Origin of the sequence: Sporosarcina sp. FA9 (genome assembly GCF_051550205.1) — a bacterium.
Lineage (GTDB): Bacteria > Bacillota > Bacilli > Bacillales_A > Planococcaceae > Sporosarcina.
The window spans coordinates 1,119,117-1,136,506 of the sequence record NZ_CP188819.1 but is presented as its reverse complement, the minus strand read 5'-3'; the positions used below and the strand labels follow the sequence as shown (position 1 = coordinate 1,136,506).

Here is a 17,390-nt window from a genome sequence, read left to right as displayed (position 1 = left end):
TACTTACAAAAGAAAGTACTGTCTCCATCAATGCTTCATGTAAATATATGAAATTTATTATAATTGCTTACAAAAGTATAGTCAAGTTCAGTATAATCATTTTGTTCCAATTTAAACTCTTTTTGAAAACTCAATTTGCTCTGTTCCAACTTCTGTTTCTATTAAACGGTCCCAATCATCCGCCTGTATTAAATCAAGCTGTGCCTCTATCAGCATTTTAAAACGGCTTCTAAAAACTTTCGACTGCTTTTTCAGATCGTCAACTTCAACAGAAATTTCGCGAGCACGAGAAAGAGCTTCATTTACAATGCGATCAGCATTCTTTTCCGCTTCCTTCACAATAAGCTCAGACTCTTTCATCGAATTGCGACGTACATCTTCTGCAGCTTCCTGCGCAATAAGAATCGAACTGTGTAATGTCGCTTCAATTGAATTGAAATGTACAATTTGTTCCTTGGTTAGTCCTAAACTTTCTTTCAGCTGTTTATTTTCCTCAAGCACATTTTCATAATCTTTAAGCACTTGCTCTAGAAATTCATTTACATCATCTTCGTTATAGCCACGGAACATTGAACGGCCAAATTCTTTATTATGTATATCGATTGGTGACAAAGCCATCTGATGCATCTCCCTCTTTTACATATTCAACCTTCATTATACATGTAGATGCCATCAATAACAGCAATTATCAGAAAAATCATACCAACTTACCAATAATGAGTCGTATATTTTCTTTTCGTGTTATGCCTTCTATCGCAATGATTTTATAACGGCCGAAACCTCGAATTGACAACATATCAAATTCAAACAATTCAAAACCGGGTTGATTGCGAACGACCCAGTTCAATTTCACTTTATCACCGTGAATTAATGCTGCCGCCTTTTGCCTTGAGATGTTAAGTACAACGGAAACAATCGTATCAAGCCGCATTGAACTACTGACGTAGTAAGTTTCTTCCCAAGTATCCAAGGAAAGAATTAATTCATCTGATTTTGTAAGTTCATCAACTGTAACTTTTGCTTTGCCAATTGACGTAAAGTTCGCTGTCATATAATCCTTCAGCTCATCTGCTACTGCAAATTGTACCTCGTCTTCAGCAATTCGAATATCACCAAACTTTGTTCGATCAATTCCAAGAGACATCATCGAACCTAATACATCTTTATGACCCAGTTGTAAAAATTTCGATGCATACTTCACTTTAAATACGGTTATATTATAATCGCTACGTTCAGGAACATAGTAATCAGGATATATAAGCACTCTCACACGTTCAGCTTCAGGAAACTCACCATTTGTTTCGAATAATAGCCCATTACCCGTAACAAGCGATTCAACTATAAAACGCTGTCTTGGATCTAAAAAACCAGTTAACTTCGGGGAGTAGGTATCCTCTACTTCACGTATCCAACCGATTGCAGTCTCTATAAATGGCTGTTCATCTTTCCTGAAATGCTGTAGAATTGTTTCCACGTTTTCCTACCCCTTATGTTAATCCCTTAAGTAACGGGACTTATGAAATAAAATTAATAATCATATTGAATACATTTCTAACTCCAGCTGATATGAATCGTAAAGCAAATATTGCTACGATTGGTGAAATATCAATCATCCCAAGTGGCGGGATAAACTTCCGGAAAAAAGAAAGATACGGTTCGACGATTTTACCTAAAAATTTACCGAAACCTGTTTCACGCATTGAAGGAACCCAAGACATTAGTATATATGCGATGAGCAAAAGACTATAAATCGATATTGCCTGTTCTACAAAGTTTCTAATTGCAAATAGTATTGGGATCATTATTTATTGTACACCTCATTTAGTTTCTATTGTTCAAAGTAGTCGGATATTGCCCCTGCAACTTCCACATTTTCAGGCACACAAAGAAAAATATCCGTTCCAATTCTTTGAATATCTCCGCCTATTGCATAAACTGTACCGCTAAGGAAATCGACAATTCGAACTCCTTGTTCACGATCAATTCGTTGCAAATTCACGACAACTGCTCTTTTACTTTTTAGATGCTCTGAAATATCTTGTGCTTCAGCATAAACTCGTGGTTCGACTAGAATTACTTTAGATGACTTCTGAGCACTTTGAAGACTTACAACCGTTGCTGGTTGGGATGATTCTCTGGAAGGTGTTTGCCTTCTTGAATTAACCTTTTTGGGCTGTTCCCTCATAGGTGTCTGTTCTTCATGTTGACGTGTAGACGCTTTTGGTGTTTCAACTTCCCTTTCCTCATCGTCCAAGTAGAAGAAGTTTTGAAGTTTGTTTTTTAAGCTCATTCGTATCCCTCGCTTTCTGCCCCGACGAGTGCAGTACCTATTCTTACATAGGTTGCCCCTTCTTCGACTGCAATTACAAAATCATTAGACATTCCCATTGATAATTCTGTACAAGGTGCATGAGTTAGTTGTTGTGCCATTAAACGATCCCGTAAAATTTTCATATCTTTAAAAACAGTCCGTAATACTTCTTGGTCTTCGATATTCGGGGCCATTGTCATTAATCCGATTACCTTAATTTTATCATATGACTTTAAATCCGAAACAAAAGTGTCCAGTTCCTCCGGTGTAATACCGGACTTAGAACTCTCTCCAGATACGTTCACTTGAATGAAACAATTAATTTCTTTTTTTGCACGCTTCTGAATTTCTTTCGCAATACTAATCCGATCGAGTGAATGTAAAAAGTCGATTTCATTGATAATATCACGAACCTTACGACTTTGTAAATTACCGATAAAATGCCATTCCACACCTTCAGAGATCGCTTCTTGTTTAACGAGAAGCTCCTCTGCACGGTTTTCAGCAAGTTGGATAATTCCAGCTTCTTTTACTTCGTTCGCCCTTACAGTCGAAACGCTCTTCGTTACTGCAACAACTTCTACGTCTTTACGACTTCTGCCGGAATTTTCACAAGCTCGTTGTATTTCATTTTCGATTTTTTGTATACGTTCCGTTAAATTACTCATTCTAATCACTACTTTTCATCAATTGTTCTCTTCATTGTAACAAGCCAAGACCTACATATCAATGATAAGTCATTTTTTCCCGTCTTTTCTGCCGACTAATACGATATCTTTCCCTATTGTTGTAATATCTTGTAGCCTAACTTTACGAGTGTCTTTTTCCTTTGAGTCAAAAAATATATTTCGATCTCCTTCGCCAATATGCAAAGCTTCTACCTTTCCGTTAACAATATCGATTGTCGCGTCCTGAACGTAACCAAGGAAAGTACCCTTAGTTGCATCAATCACTTCTTTTTTTTGGATTTCCGAAAATTTCATGGAATCCCTCCTTTATATAAGCATATGCTACGAAGGATGAAAAAAGAAAAAAACGCAATGCATTATCTGCACTGCGTTTCCTTTTTCAATCATTTTGGGCTATGCCATCACGTATTATTTGAACGGCGTTTTTTTCCAATCTCGAAATTTGTGCTTGTGAAATTCCTAATTCTTTTGCAATTTCAGTTTGTGTTTCTCCTAAATAATAACGTTTCGAAAGTATCGTTTGCTGTCTGTCATTTAATGTTGAGACGGTATCTTTAACGGCGACATATGTGGACCACGTTTCCTCTGAGACTGTTTTATCATGCAATTGATCCATCATAAATACTGGATCCCCATCGCCACCATTAATTGGTTCATGAAGCGACATCGGATCTTGTATTGCATCAAGAGCAAATAGAATATCATCTTCTTTTAATCCCGTTGCTTCTGCTAAATCTGAAAGTCTGGGTTCTCTTAAATTATCGTTGATAAATTGTTCCTTTGCCCGCATCGCTTTATAAGCAATATCGCGTAAAGATCTCGATACACGCACTGCATGGTGATCGCGAAGATGACGTTTTATTTCTCCAATAATCATAGGAACTGCGTAGGTTGAGAACCTAACATTATGTTTCAAATCGAAGTTATCTATTGATTTTAATAGCCCTATACATCCAACTTGAAACAAATCATCCGCCTGTTCACCGCGATATGCAAATCGTTGAACAAGACTTAAAACGAGACGTAAGTTAGCAACAACTAATTCTTCCCTAGCGGAGTGATCTCCACTTTGCAACCTAATAAAGGTCTCTTTCATCACTTCATTCGTGAATAAAGGCAATTCGGACGTATTGACCCCACATATTTCAACTTTTGTACGTACCATTCGCTCTTCCTCCGTATTCTGTAGATGACTGTACAATATAGTCTGTCCGGTGACTAACAGAATATGCGGGGAAATCAATCGCCAATTTCAACCATTATGCAATTGGATGATTGAGTCTTTCACGGAGATCTGTAATTATTTTCTTTTCAAGACGAGAAATATAAGATTGAGAAATCCCAAGCAATTCGGCAACTTCTTTTTGTGTCATTTCGATCTTTCCAGTAAGACCAAAGCGACATTCCATTATATAACGTTCACGTTCGTCCAAAATACTAATCGCTTCAATCATATGCTGTCGTTCTATTTTCTTTTCAACATCATCAATAATAATATGCTCATCTGTTCCTAAAATATCAGAAAGCAATAATTCATTACCGTCAGAATCAGAGTTCAGTGGTTCGTCAAAAGAAATTTCAGATCGAAGCCGATTTGTTTTTCTTAAATGCATAAGAATTTCATTTTCAATACAACGTGATGCATACGTTGCAAGTTTAATGTTTTTATCGACTTTAAATGTTTCAATTGCTTTTATAAGTCCGATTGCACCGATACTAATAAGATCTTCAATATGCGTATTTGTATTATCGAATCGACGGGCAATATATACAACAAGTCTTAAATTCTTTTCAATGAGTGTATCTCTCGCACTCATATCTCCTTCCATAAAAGCACGAATCGTAATTGCTTCCTCTTCTCGTGTTAGCGGTTTTGGAAGTGATTCATGTCCTCCAATATAATACACACCATTTTTCTTTTTAAAAAACGTGGCAATCACCGATACCCATTTTTTTAACTCATGCAGCATGAACAGCTCCCCTTTCAAGATTTAAAGTTTCCATGGCGGATACGTGTAAAATCGCATCGGCACCGGCCGGATATTGATGACTGCTTTTTGTAAGGACAATGTATCCTGGACGTAGAGCGTTATCTCCCTCAACCAACCATTTTTCGAATTTAAATCCGATTGCCCAAGATGGACCTTCTACCGTTTGAAGTCTAACCAGCCTCATATCCTTTTGATATTCACCTGGGAATTCAGAAAGCGATGTCGACTCACTAGGATTCCATAACAACAAAGGCCCTTTTAACTCATCGGGAATACTATTTTCGATTGCTTTTAACGACACAAAATGGACGGGTGCACCTGATAATGGCTCAGTACAACTATTTCCTGTATCGACAAAAATATCCAGTCGAATATTCTCCCCCCACATTTGAAGATTTGTTTTCGCCGATAGTTCAGAAAGACGCCGAACCGTTCGTACATCAAGCCAATTCTTTTTAAATAAATATAGGGACACATAAGCAACTACTGCGTACGTAAGAACAGTATACGAACCTAATATTTCATGGATTCGGTATTGAAAAGCAGTCAACATTCCTCCAGCAAACAAAGCACCAACTAAAACGACAACTGCAGATTTTTTCCATGACTCATATGCTCTTCCAAATGCACAAACAGTCATGCCCAAAAAAGCTCCAATGACCACAATGAAAGATGCAGGAAATAATGTAACTGGTAAAGCGCCAACGAAAGAAGCAAGAAGTAAACGCCTATGTGTAGCACCTGCATTTCCAACTTTGTTCGCAAATGAAAGAATTACAAAATTGAAGAGCATATTCACTCCGACGATTACTTCACCATACATAGGCCGCCCTCCCTATTAGTAACAATATCATCCATGTCCTAAAATGTTTGTCGGTTTGGGGATGAAAACAAATAAATCATTCGACTTATTTTGGCAGCCTCTAATCAATTACGCTCCTTCTGTCAAAAATATATACTAAACTAAAGAATCTTTCTGCTACTCGCCGATTTCCGTTCCGACCGGACGCTTTCCATTAGCGAAGAATAAAAACCATTCTTCTTAGGGCCACTCGTCGAGCCTCCTCGTCGCGAAAAGCACGCTCCTGTGGGGTCTCGACATTCGCGCTGATCCCATTGGAGTCGTCGGTCTGCACTCCAATCAGCTAAAGTGTATGGGAAACATAAAATCAATATAAATACTCCCACTATTCGGCCAATGTATAGAGACCAGTAATGTAGATGAAATGTTTGTGTACAAGCCCCGTGTTAAAGGCGAACCATGAGCTCTATCAAGACCTTTTAAAAGCTGAGTTAAATAAGGATTTCAAGACATTTGAGAATTTTTTATGGATACAGGAACCTCCAGTATTATAATTTAAGTTAAAACCGTTCAATAAATAAAGTGAACAAAAAATTCCCTGAAGCAGTGTAATCCCAATTCCGGGAAATATCTATATATTTTTTCTATTTTCAATGTGCAATCTTAGTTGCTTGGAGTGCAAGGCGGCGACTCCAGCGGGATCAAGCGGGACAGTTGAGACCCCGCAGTGGAGCGACAGCGAGCGAGGAGGCTCAACGCCCGCCCCGTGGAACGCGTCCGCCTGGAACGGAAAGCAACTGGAATAGTAGAATCCTTTCTTCAGCATTTATTCCACAACCCAAAAAAAGACTTTCCAAATATGCATTATGCATAATCGGAAAGTCTCTAATTGCTTATATATTGTGGATAACCACTATTATTTACGACGTTGTCTATTACGTAAGAACGTTGGTACATCAAGAGCATCTTCAGGTTGTCCACCTTGCTGAGGACGATTCGTCTCATGCTCGGGTTGCTCCTGATACTGACGAGATTCTTCAGCACGCTGATTTCTTGACTGGCTTTGTTGTTGCTGTGGCTCACGAACAGCAGGACGCGCGGATTGACTTGCTCCAAACCCTGAACTGCGTGTAGGACGTGCCGGGATAAGCTGAACTTCATTGAATCCTGTTGCAATAACAGTAACAATGATTTCGTCCTTCAAATTATCATTAATAACAGATCCAAAAATCATGTTCACATCTTCATCTGAAGCAGAGGCTACAATATCGGCAGCTTCTTGAACTTCGAAAAGACTTAAGTTCGAACCACCTGTAATATTCATTAACACACCTTTTGCTCCGTCAATTGATGTCTCCAGTAAAGGACTTGAAATAGCTTTTTTCGCAGCTTCTGAAGCTCGGTTTTCTCCTGTAGAAATACCAATCCCCATCAGTGCAGATCCTTTATTTGACATAATCGTTTTAACATCCGCGAAATCGAGATTGATAAGCCCAGGAACTGCGATTAAATCGGAGATACCTTGAACACCTTGTCGAAGTACATTGTCCGCTTCACGGAACGCTTCAAGCATAGGCGTATTTTTATCAACAATTTCAAGTAATTTATCATTCGGAATAACGATGAGTGTATCTATTGAATCCTTCATCGCTGTAATTCCACCGATTGCCTGCGTTTGACGTTTTCGTCCTTCAAAAGTGAATGGACGTGTTACAACACCAACCGTCAGTGCTCCTAAATCTCTTGCGATTTGTGCAATAACCGGTGCGGCACCCGTTCCAGTACCTCCACCCATTCCTGCAGTAACAAATACCATATCGGCACCACGTAATGCTTCCTCAATTTGTTCTTTACTTTCGTCCGCAGCTTTTTTCCCTACTTCAGGGTTCGCTCCAGCACCTAGTCCTCTAGTTAACTTGTTACCTATTTGTAGTTTCACATCTGCACTTGAAAGATTGAGTGCTTGAGCATCCGTATTCACGGCAATAAACTCTACACCCTTCACACCATGTTCAATCATTCGGTTAACAGCATTATTTCCTCCACCGCCAACACCAATGACTTTAATGATTGCAAGCTGATCAATATTCGTATCAAATTCTAGCATTGTCTCTCCTCCTAGTCATTCTTAAAACATCTCTATGATTTTAATTAATCATTCAAAAAAGTTATCGAACACATTTTTTGCTTTACTAAAGATACCTGGTTTTTTAACTGAATTTTTTTCGAACGCTTTTTTCTTATTACTTGTGTTGTATTCAGTTCCTTCAATCGCCAAGACAGGAGAAGCATCGGATAATTTACCAAAGTATTCTTCCTGCATATGAGCATAACGTATTAATCCAACTGAAGTTGTGTACATTGGTTCTCTTACACCAATATACTCAGGTGTATGTACACGTACTCTTGTTTTCATTACATGTCTAGCCAACTGGAGAATACCGTCCATTTTGGTAATTCCACCAGTTAATACTACACCTCCTGGCAAATCACGTACGCCCATTTGGAATAGTTCTTCTAGAATGAGATCGAAAAGTTCTTCTAGTCGAACTCCGATAATTTCCGATATGTATCGCTGGCTATATTGATCTTTTGAATCTGCACCGATTACCGGTACTTCAAATAGTTCGTCGTCTGACGCATCGTCATAAAAAGCATGTCCGTATTGATGTTTAATTTTTCGTGCTTGTTCTGTCGGTGTTTTTAATATAATTGATAAATCTTTTGTTATATGGTCACCACCAACTGGTATAACAGATGTCGACATGAGTCTGTTTTCTCCAAACACTGAGACCGTGGTAGAACCTCCACCTATATCAATATATGCTGTACCATGGTCTTTTTCGTCTTCCGTAAGGGCAAATGTACCTGCTGCAAGTGGTTGCAAGTATATTTCACGAATGGTAAGACCTGCACGTTCAACACAGCGTAATATATTGTGGACAAGTGTTTTTGAAGTAGTGATCAGTGTTCCATCCATTTCCAAACGGACACCAATCATTCCACGCGGATCTGTTATTTCGCCGTAATCATCAACAATAAATTGTTTTGGAATAATATTAACGATTTCTCTATCTGGTGGAACAGACATCACTTGAGCAGACTTCATAACACGGTCAAGATCGTCATCGGTAATTTCTCGATTTTCACTATTTACAGCAACTACACCTTTTACATCTTGTAGCTGCACTCCATTCGCAGGTATACCAAGTACAACTTCATTAATTTTCATACCGATCATTCTTTCGGCCTGTTCGACCGCCTTTTTGATGGATTGAACAGTTGCATCGATATCGATAATTGTACCTTTGCGAATACCTGCCGATTGAACATTTCCAACCCCCACAACATGCAGAGATCCTCCATCTACTTCCCCAACCAAAACTTTGATTGACGAAGAACCTATATCAAGCGATACGTATAATTCTGATTGGCTCAACGACTGGCACCTCCCTAACAACTCTTATATTACATTCTATTGCATTATTGAAGTATTGTCTAAAGAACTTCGACATCTAATGTTCAAACCCTTTCATTCGGAAACTTTTGTACTCGATTTCTTTTCTCGGTCATCCCATTTTGTTAAAAGAATTCTCCTAATTACGGCAATGTTTTGGAACAATCTCACACCAAATGCGAACACGGCCGCTAGGTACAGGTCAACACCTAAATGTACACCTAGGAAAGCGAGACTCGCGGCAAGTACGATATTAAAAAAGAATCCAGAAACGAATACTTTATCATCGTATACCTGTTGAAGATGTGCCCGTATGCCCCCAAATAGAGTATCGAGTGCTGCAAGAACGGCAATCGAAAGATAGTTGCCGTACTCTTGCGGGATTTCAATATCTGTTAAAAGACCAAGCGATATCCCTAGTACAAGACCTAATAAGGGCAGCCACATATCTTATTCTCCTTTCGGTAATTCATTTAAAAAAAGATTTTCAAACTTTTCGTGCCATCCACGAATCGTTATATTCTTGTCCGGTTTTCCAATATCAAGAATTAGATTATCCAAATAGAAGTCATCATGAATCGATGATGCAAGCAAATAATTATATAATTTCTCCCCGTCCGAAAAGGACTGCGTAATGATTTTCATTTCAAAAGGTGGGTTTGAAACATTTAGTCCATTAACTGCTGTAATACCGTTAATATCTCTAATCGAACTTAGTGTTGTAAATCGTTTACCATCCACTTCTAAAGAGTTCCCTTTAAACCGGTTCAAATCATTTACAAAACGTGTAAGAAGATCTGGTGAAATACCCGATATTGGTATACCATAAGCAATACTTTCCTTTGATGGTTTTACTTTGACCACTAGACCAGGACCAGATATATCCGTCATACCGGCTTGTTGATAGAGCTTGTCCACGGTTTCAGTTAAAGCCTTGCCTGTATTTTTATCTTCGAGTGATTCGTATGTATGAATTGTACTGTCGAGCTCACGAATTTCAGATAATAATTCGGAATGAAGCTTTTTTTCATTTGAAAGTTCGTTGCGTATTGCCCAAATATCTCTTGTGTCGCGCACTTCAGGACTTTTAACTGTGTTGTATTGCACTGCAACCATTAATCCAATTATGAGCAGCACAAATGTGAATTTCCACTTTATTGGATTAATCATCCTTCCATCCCTTTCTTCTATCCTTCAGTTCTTAGTGCTGATAATTTTATTTGTTTTAAGTGTTCAGTTGTGACAACGATATTATCCAAAATAAGCCCATCGATAACACCGCCTCTTAAATAAAGAGAATCTAACAATACTTCTGCATCCCCAATAGCTTCTATAACAAAAGGAGCTGGAAATGTCCTACCATCAACTGTAATGACAGGTCCTGTACATTTGATGTTTGAGCTCGCTGTTATCCTTTGACCATTTATCGAAAGTCCCTGTGCTCCAGATATTCTTAGTTCATTAACAACTCTAAGAATGTGACTCTCATGAACGATATAGTCATTCGGATTTTGTTCAACTGGGTCGTATTCAGCATCTTTTAATACCACTTTGATGCCTTGTCCAACCGCAGGAACTACACCAAGCAGCAAGCGAAGATTTTTAGCTTCTTTCACTAACTCTGCGTGATCTTCCTCACTCGTAGAAAAAGATTGTTCATACGACTGAATCTCTTCCTGCTTGGCGGCGATTTCATCGGTTAATTCTTTATTTCGCTCTTTTTGTTGACCTAAATCTTCTCTATACTGTTCTTCTTGGAAAAATGTTGTAGATTTATGAATATCATTCGCTTTGTTCTTACCAAGTGTATTATAAGAAAACGCAAGCATGAAACCCAGCACAAGGAATACGAGCGAAAAGAGTATATGCCTCCCTCTTCTCCGGTAATCTTCACTCATCTTCTTCGACAATGATCTCATCCTCCTCTTTTGCACCGTACATTTTACTAAATGGAGTGAAATACGTTCCTACTTCCATGTCAATGACGCCTTTTTCAACATCGTTTAACTGTGCAATAATGTCTGGATAAAACTCCATACTTTCAGCAAATGTCGGAATAATCGCACGTACTTCGTACCCGTCATCCATATATGCAATTATACTTTCCATATCTTCATTCACGCCAGAAAATATGATTTCAGAAACCATATGATAAACAGCTGTTTCCATTTTGATTAACTGCGTACTTAGTTGTTTACGGACTTTTACGTCACTAAAACCAATTAGAACAGGAATTTCATCTTCTGGGAGGATTGTTTCTGTAGAAAATAATTCTCCATTTTCCAATAATAATTGATATTGGCCTTTTTCTTCAACGTAAGCAATGGTTCCCCATTCCGAAATTACTATTTCTATATTATTAAACCAGTTCCGAGTTACATCAACCTTTTTCACAACTTCAATTTCACTAAGAACCTTTTCAACTGAGTTTTTCTTAAATCCCCAGAAAGGCTCGTCCTTTATTAGTCCACTTTCATTTATATAAAACTTTTCTTCGTAAAGGTTTGCACCGCTAATCGTCACTTCATTTATTCGACTTAGCGGCGACTGGAAATAGAGAATAATGAGAAGTGCGATAATGAATATTAGGACTACAAATAAAAACTTCTTATTTGTTGTTCTTCGCCTTTTCTCGCGCATGGAGGGTATCCGCTCTTCAATATCTATTACTTTATCCATATAGACACCCTCCATTCATCTCATTTTTTGTTTACTTGCAAAGTGTAAAATAACGCCCGCGGCCATCCATGTTGTCATTAGGGATGATCCGCCATAACTGATGAACGGTAAGGTAACGCCTGTTACTGGCAATAACCCTGATACTACTCCTATATTTAAAAACGTTTGAAAAATCAACATAGAAGACATTCCAGAAACGATGAGAAATGGAAAATTGGCTTCCGTTCGTATGGCAATACCAAACGCAGATATGAGCAATACTGCAAAAAGTACGATGACAAACGTTGCCCCTATAAATCCAGATTCCTCGGCAATTATTGAAAAAATAAAGTCGTTTTGGGGCTCAGGTAAATATAAGTACTTTTGTCGGCTATTCCCATATCCATGACCAAACAAACCACCAGGCGCAATTGCAAATATAGACTGTATACCTTGAAATCCAGTTCCAAGAGGGTCGTTCCAAGGATCGATGTACGATTTAATACGGTCTAAACGGTAAGGTGCCGCTGCTATTAATGCGATAAAAGCCGAAAGTCCAGTTACGCCAATAAAGGCAAAAAAACGAAGAGGATAACCAGATATAAACAATACTGTGAATGCTGAAACAATCATAATTACTGTAGACCCTAAATCAGGTTGAATCATGATAAGTGCAGCAGGTAGTAGTATAAGCCCAATATGTTTTAGCCGAATATGCCTTTTTCCTTCACGGGCAATTTGAACCGTAGACGCAAGCTTCCCAATTAATGCAACTTTGATAAATTCTGCGGGTTGAAGACTAAATGGACCAAACGCAATCCAGCTTTGTGAACCGTTACGGGAGGCCCCAATTCCCGGAATAAGAACTGCCACAAGTAGTACTATTGAGAGCCAATAAACAACTGTCCATGTTTTCACATTGGAAGTAAGTGGACTTTTTATTATAAAAAATGCAATTGCTACCGAGACAACCATATAAATGAATTGCTTGACTATGAAAGGGGAGGAGTCAGCGTAACGGACCGCTCCCCAATACGAACCTGCAGAATGGACAAAAGCCAAGCCAATCAAAGAGAGCACCGCCGCTGAACCAACAAATGCGATTTTCAACTTTCCTTCCAGTTTACGCATCCTTCCAGTTTATAGCATCAAATGATTTCAATTGTTACAAGGACATAACAGCTTCAATAAATTCATTACCGCGAACTTCAAAACTAGCGTATTCGTCCCAACTCGCACAGCATGGGGACAGTAAAATAGTATCACCCTTAACACTCACTAAATCAGCCTGTCTTACTGCATCCACCATATTTTCGGATAGAATGATTTGCTCTACTTCACATGATGCAGCAAACTCGGCAAATCTCTCCTTTGTTTGCCCTAACGCTATAACCGTCCTCACGTTCCCCATGAACGGCCTTAACTCCTCGAACGAGTGACCTCTATCAAGACCTCCAGCGAGCAATACAATGGGTGTCTGGAATGCAGCAAGAGCACTTTTAGTTGCCAATGTGTTCGTAGCTTTGGAATCATTATAATATTTGCGACCTTTTGATTCTTTAACGAATTGCATTCGGTGCTTCACTCCAGTAAAAGAGCTAAGTACACTTTCAATTGGGTTTTTATCGCAACCGGAAAGAATTGCTGCAGCCGTTGCCGATAATATGTTTTCAAGATTATGTTCTCCAGGTAGTTTAATAATCGAACGACTTACATAAGGTTCGCCGTTCCAATAGATCATCGATTTGTCCGCAGATATACCCGTTTGCTGTTTCCCTTTCAAGGTGAACGGTATTTGTATTGCATTCGATTTTAATGCAACTTCACGAAGAACTGCTTGATCGGAATTATAAATAAAATAATCTTCGGAAGTTTGGTTTTTCAAAATATGTGCTTTCGCTTTTACGTATTCCGCTGATGACCCATGGTAATCGAGATGTGAATCATACACATTCGTCCAAATCGCGATTTTCGGACGGAAGGAATCCGTTCCTAGTAATTGAAACGAAGAAGCTTCTAATACTATTATATTTTCTTTAGTTGCATTTTCCGCAACAGCACAAGATACTGTTCCTATATTTCCAGCAATAAGAGGCTTTTTCTTCGCAACATTCAACATATGGTATAACAATGTCGTTGTAGTTGTTTTGCCATTTGAGCCTGTAATGGCAATAATCGGTGCCTCGCTAATTCTGGATGCAATTTCAACTTCCGTCCATACTGGAATTTCTTTCTTAATTGCCTCTTTAATGACCGAATTTGTATAGGGAATTCCAGGATTTTTCACGACGAGTTCAAAACCTTCATCAAGAAGTCCATCTGGATGACCTCCACAAATTACGTGTACGCCTTCAGATCTCAGCTCTGCTGCTTCCTTATTCCCTTCACTAGGTGATGAGTCGTTCACTGTTACAACAGCGCCAAGAGATGACAGTAGTTTTGCAGCAGCAAAGCCACTTTTGGCGAGACCAAGAACAAGTATCTTTTTTCCGGAAAACTGCGTCGTATCTTTCACTTACATCACCTCCAGAAGTACTGGGATAATAGCTGCTATAAACGCAACTCCCCAAAAAACAATGACGATTTTCCATTCGGACCAACCCGAGAGTTCGAAATGATGATGAATTGGACTCATTTTAAAAATCCGCTTTCCAGTTAATTTAAAACTGATTACTTGTAAAATTACGGATGCTGTTTCGATTACATATACAATCCCAATAATAAGCAAGAGTAGTTCTTGTTTCATTAACACAGCAACCATAGCCATTGCACCACCGAGGGCAAGCGATCCAGTATCCCCCATAAACACATGTGCCGGCTTAAGATTGAAGATTAGAAAACCGAGCATTGCCCCAGATACAACAAAGGCGAACATCGCAATATCTAGTTGCGCAAGTGTTTCATTACTAATTGCTAACACACCAAATGCAGCAAATGCAATCGAAGATGTACCTGCCACTAATCCGTCCAACCCGTCAGTCAAATTAACTGCATTTGAGAAACCAACGAGCCAAAAGATTAGGAATGCAACATAAAAGATGCCGAGTTCAACTTTGAAATCCGTAAACGGCAATGCAACCGTTGTATCAAATGAACCCAATTTCAGTAAGAAAAATGCTGCGACTGCAACAAGTATTTGGCCAATCAGTTTTTGTAAAGAAGTAAGTCCATCGTTTTTCTTTTTAACAACAATAATAAAATCGTCCAAAAATCCGATTACTCCAAATCCAATTAAAACTAGAAGGAGGACAATCGTTTGCGTCGTCAGGACTTCGTATATGTATGATAAGGCAAGGGTGGAAATAATAATAGAAAGCGTGAAGATCAGCCCACCCATCGTTGGTGTTCCTGCTTTTTTCTGATGGTTTTTAGGACCTTCTTCACGAATACTTTGCCCGAACTTCATTCTCCTGAGAACCGGTATAATAATATATCCTGAAACGATTGAAAGGGTAAACCCAACGGCAATCGCAATGAGCGTTGTAGTGAGTGTCATGACTATTTCTCCTTCTATTTTCCGAAACAAAGCCAACAGGCCAGTTTCAGATTTCGCTTTTAAATCTTAATCCGAGTACACATGAATAACATCGTCAACTGTTATTAAAGAGTCAATTGCCGGCAACTGATGCTTCACTTTTTCACCATTGCCATGCCATTTAATTTGGTAAGTGTGCAATTGATGGCCCAGTTGTTTTTTTGTAAGTCCAGTAAGGTCCGGCACACGATGCGTCAAAGCATCTCCCCAACGGTACTCTTTCTCGAGTTGGCCTTCTCGCTTACTGATCCCAAGAAGTGGTGCTGCTTCTTCAATTATTCGCCCAACGATTGGTGCTGCAATTACACCGCCAAACTGGACGGAGTTTTTAGGATTATCAACAGCTATATAAACAAGGATTTCAGGGTCATCTGCTGGCGCAAAACCTATGAATGAAACAATATAATCGCCATCTTTATAGCGACCCTCTTCAACTTTTTGCGCAGTGCCTGTTTTACCGCCAACACGCAGTCCCTCAACAAAGGCATTACGACCCGTTCCGTTCGCAACAACCGATTCTAGAGCTTCACGAGCTTGTGCAGATGCTTCTTCACCGATTACTTTCCGTTTTAGTTCAGGTTCAAATGAGCGAGATAAATCTCCTTTATCATCCGTTATTTTATTGACAATATACGGTTTGAATAAATTTCCCCCGTTAATGACTGCAGCTACTGCTTGCACTTGTTGTATTGGAGTAACTGAAATCCCTTGCCCAAATGCAGTTGTCGCTTGTTCCACGGGGCCGAATGCCTTCTCAGAGAAAAGAATCCCTTTCGACTCCCCCGCAATTCCAGAATCCGTTAATTGGCCAAAACCAAAATCCTTAAGATAAGATGAAAGTTTTTTCCCGCCAAGTCTTTGACCGATTTCTACAAAACCCGGGTTACAAGAGTTTTCTACGACTTCCATGAACGTTTGTTCTTTGTGTCCAGCCCTTTGCCAGCAACGCAACCTCGCATTTGCAACTTTCACAAATCCCGGATCATAGAATCGGTCATTTTTAAGGTCAACTACTTGTTCCTCAAGTCCGGCTGCAAGTGTAATGATTTTAAATGTGGAACCCGGTTCAAACGTCATCCAGACGGGTAAATTCCGATTATAGATGCTCGGATCGACGTCTTGATAATTCGATGGGTGAAATGTAGGTAAAGAAGCTAAAGATAGGAGTGCACCGGTTTTTGGATCCATTACAATGCCTAACACCTGGTCAGCATCGAATTTCTCCATCGCCTGTATGAGTTCCCGTTCCACAATTTCTTGCATACGTAAATCAATCGTGAGTTCAATAGACGCTCCTTGAGAACCCTTATTAAAGCCGTCATCGACGTGGGGTAGTGGAATCCCTTTGGCATCCGTAAATAGTCGGATTTTATCGCCAGTTCCTAGTAGAAATTCATCATATGCATATTCAATTCCAGCCAAACCCTTTCCATCATAACCTGTAAAACCTAGTAATCTCGAAAGCAATTCACCGTTTGGATAGTGTCTTACAAAATCTACACCCGTATACAAGCCATCAATTTGTAGTTTAGCAACTTCATCGGCTTGTTCTTTTGTTATATTTTTAGCTTCTGGCGCTAATTTCACCATATACTCTTTTTGAGACATTTTTTCCCCAAGAGCTATTGGATCCGTCCCAAGTATTTCAGATAAAGCAATTGCCGCAGATTGAATGTCATCGTTTTGAGTAGGCATGAAGTATAAAGTCGGCGCAAGCCTGCTTCCTACAATTAATTCACCGTTTCGATCTACAATATCCCCGCGCATACCGCCAAATGGAATTTCTCGGTCCCAATTCGCTTCCGCTCGTCCTGTTAAAAGTTCATGATTAATAATTTGCATGAAAAACAACTTCACTAACAACATCCCAAGGCAGATGAGGAAAATGACGAATACCGCTCTTAACCTCTTTTTAGACTGTAATTCGATAATTGTCCGCAGTATGGA

General features: G+C 39.2%; 19 protein-coding genes and 1 other annotated feature (1 of these 20 only partly in view). All 19 genes read right to left on the bottom strand.

Features of this window, described 5'->3' with window-relative positions; genetic code table 11:
* Positions 1-40 (bottom strand) — a binding site (T-box leader); it reaches 176 nt to the left of the window's first position.
* A gap of 71 nt (positions 41-111) precedes the next feature.
* A complete protein-coding gene (locus tag ACP8HH_RS05430; RefSeq protein WP_438316946.1) occupies positions 112-618 on the bottom strand; it encodes a DivIVA domain-containing protein in 507 nt (168 codons plus the stop codon).
* A 79-nt stretch (positions 619-697) separates the two neighbouring features.
* Complete coding sequence (locus tag ACP8HH_RS05425; protein WP_438316943.1) at positions 698-1,474, bottom strand: RNA-binding protein; 777 nt, start codon at positions 1,472-1,474, stop codon at positions 698-700.
* A gap of 40 nt (positions 1,475-1,514) precedes the next feature.
* Positions 1,515-1,802, bottom strand: coding sequence for a YggT family protein (locus tag ACP8HH_RS05420; RefSeq protein ID WP_438316940.1), 288 nt, complete (start codon positions 1,800-1,802; stop codon positions 1,515-1,517).
* Between the two features lie 26 nt (positions 1,803-1,828).
* On the bottom strand, positions 1,829-2,290 hold the full coding sequence (locus tag ACP8HH_RS05415) for a cell division protein SepF (RefSeq protein WP_438316937.1): 462 nt from the start codon (positions 2,288-2,290) through the stop codon (positions 1,829-1,831).
* The gene (locus ACP8HH_RS05410; RefSeq protein ID WP_438316934.1) at positions 2,287-2,979 is read right to left on the bottom strand and encodes a YggS family pyridoxal phosphate-dependent enzyme; all 693 of its coding nucleotides are present in this window, start codon (positions 2,977-2,979) and stop codon (positions 2,287-2,289) included. The genes ACP8HH_RS05415 and ACP8HH_RS05410 overlap by 4 nt, the downstream gene beginning before the upstream one ends.
* Before the next feature lie 69 nt (positions 2,980-3,048).
* Positions 3,049-3,294, bottom strand: a complete 246-nt coding sequence (locus ACP8HH_RS05405) for a PRC-barrel domain-containing protein (RefSeq protein WP_438316931.1) — start codon at positions 3,292-3,294, stop codon at positions 3,049-3,051.
* A gap of 85 nt (positions 3,295-3,379) precedes the next feature.
* The gene (gene sigG, locus ACP8HH_RS05400; RefSeq protein WP_438316928.1) at positions 3,380-4,165 is read right to left on the bottom strand and encodes an RNA polymerase sporulation sigma factor SigG; all 786 of its coding nucleotides are present in this window, start codon (positions 4,163-4,165) and stop codon (positions 3,380-3,382) included.
* A gap of 94 nt (positions 4,166-4,259) precedes the next feature.
* Positions 4,260-4,970 (bottom strand): RNA polymerase sporulation sigma factor SigE, encoded by a 711-nt coding sequence (sigE, locus tag ACP8HH_RS05395; RefSeq protein ID WP_438316925.1) that lies wholly within the window; start codon positions 4,968-4,970, stop codon positions 4,260-4,262.
* Positions 4,960-5,814 carry a sigma-E processing peptidase SpoIIGA gene (locus tag ACP8HH_RS05390; protein ID WP_438316922.1) on the bottom strand — a complete coding sequence of 285 codons (855 nt, stop codon included), beginning with the start codon at positions 5,812-5,814 and terminating at the stop codon, positions 4,960-4,962. The genes sigE and ACP8HH_RS05390 overlap by 11 nt, the downstream gene beginning before the upstream one ends.
* A gap of 895 nt (positions 5,815-6,709) precedes the next feature.
* The gene (gene ftsZ / locus ACP8HH_RS05385; protein WP_438316919.1) at positions 6,710-7,900 is read right to left on the bottom strand and encodes a cell division protein FtsZ; all 1,191 of its coding nucleotides are present in this window, start codon (positions 7,898-7,900) and stop codon (positions 6,710-6,712) included.
* 48 nt (positions 7,901-7,948) lie between these two features.
* Positions 7,949-9,232, bottom strand: a complete 1,284-nt coding sequence (gene ftsA, locus ACP8HH_RS05380) for a cell division protein FtsA (RefSeq protein WP_438316916.1) — start codon at positions 9,230-9,232, stop codon at positions 7,949-7,951.
* Between the two features lie 93 nt (positions 9,233-9,325).
* Entirely contained in the window at positions 9,326-9,697 is a 372-nt protein-coding gene (locus tag ACP8HH_RS05375; RefSeq protein WP_438316914.1) for a small basic family protein, read from the bottom strand.
* A 3-nt stretch (positions 9,698-9,700) separates the two neighbouring features.
* A complete protein-coding gene (locus ACP8HH_RS05370; RefSeq protein ID WP_438316911.1) occupies positions 9,701-10,420 on the bottom strand; it encodes a DUF881 domain-containing protein in 720 nt (239 codons plus the stop codon).
* A gap of 17 nt (positions 10,421-10,437) precedes the next feature.
* The gene (locus ACP8HH_RS05365) at positions 10,438-11,160 is read right to left on the bottom strand and encodes a DUF881 domain-containing protein (protein WP_438316908.1); all 723 of its coding nucleotides are present in this window, start codon (positions 11,158-11,160) and stop codon (positions 10,438-10,440) included.
* On the bottom strand, positions 11,141-11,929 hold the full coding sequence (locus ACP8HH_RS05360) for a cell division protein FtsQ/DivIB (protein ID WP_438316904.1): 789 nt from the start codon (positions 11,927-11,929) through the stop codon (positions 11,141-11,143). Before ACP8HH_RS05360 ends, ACP8HH_RS05365 begins: the two co-directional genes overlap by 20 nt.
* A 15-nt stretch (positions 11,930-11,944) precedes the next feature.
* Positions 11,945-13,039, bottom strand: a complete 1,095-nt coding sequence (gene ftsW / locus ACP8HH_RS05355) for a putative lipid II flippase FtsW (RefSeq protein WP_438316901.1) — start codon at positions 13,037-13,039, stop codon at positions 11,945-11,947.
* Positions 13,040-13,073: 34 nt separating this feature from the next.
* Positions 13,074-14,423 (bottom strand): UDP-N-acetylmuramoyl-L-alanine--D-glutamate ligase, encoded by a 1,350-nt coding sequence (gene murD / locus ACP8HH_RS05350; RefSeq protein WP_438316899.1) that lies wholly within the window; start codon positions 14,421-14,423, stop codon positions 13,074-13,076.
* Complete coding sequence (gene mraY / locus ACP8HH_RS05345; RefSeq protein WP_438316896.1) at positions 14,424-15,404, bottom strand: phospho-N-acetylmuramoyl-pentapeptide-transferase; 981 nt, start codon at positions 15,402-15,404, stop codon at positions 14,424-14,426.
* Positions 15,405-15,470: 66 nt separating this feature from the next.
* Positions 15,471-17,309: a penicillin-binding transpeptidase domain-containing protein gene (locus ACP8HH_RS05340; protein WP_438316893.1), complete on the bottom strand. Its 1,839-nt coding sequence runs from the start codon at positions 17,307-17,309 to the stop codon at positions 15,471-15,473.
* Positions 17,310-17,390 lie beyond the last annotated feature (81 nt).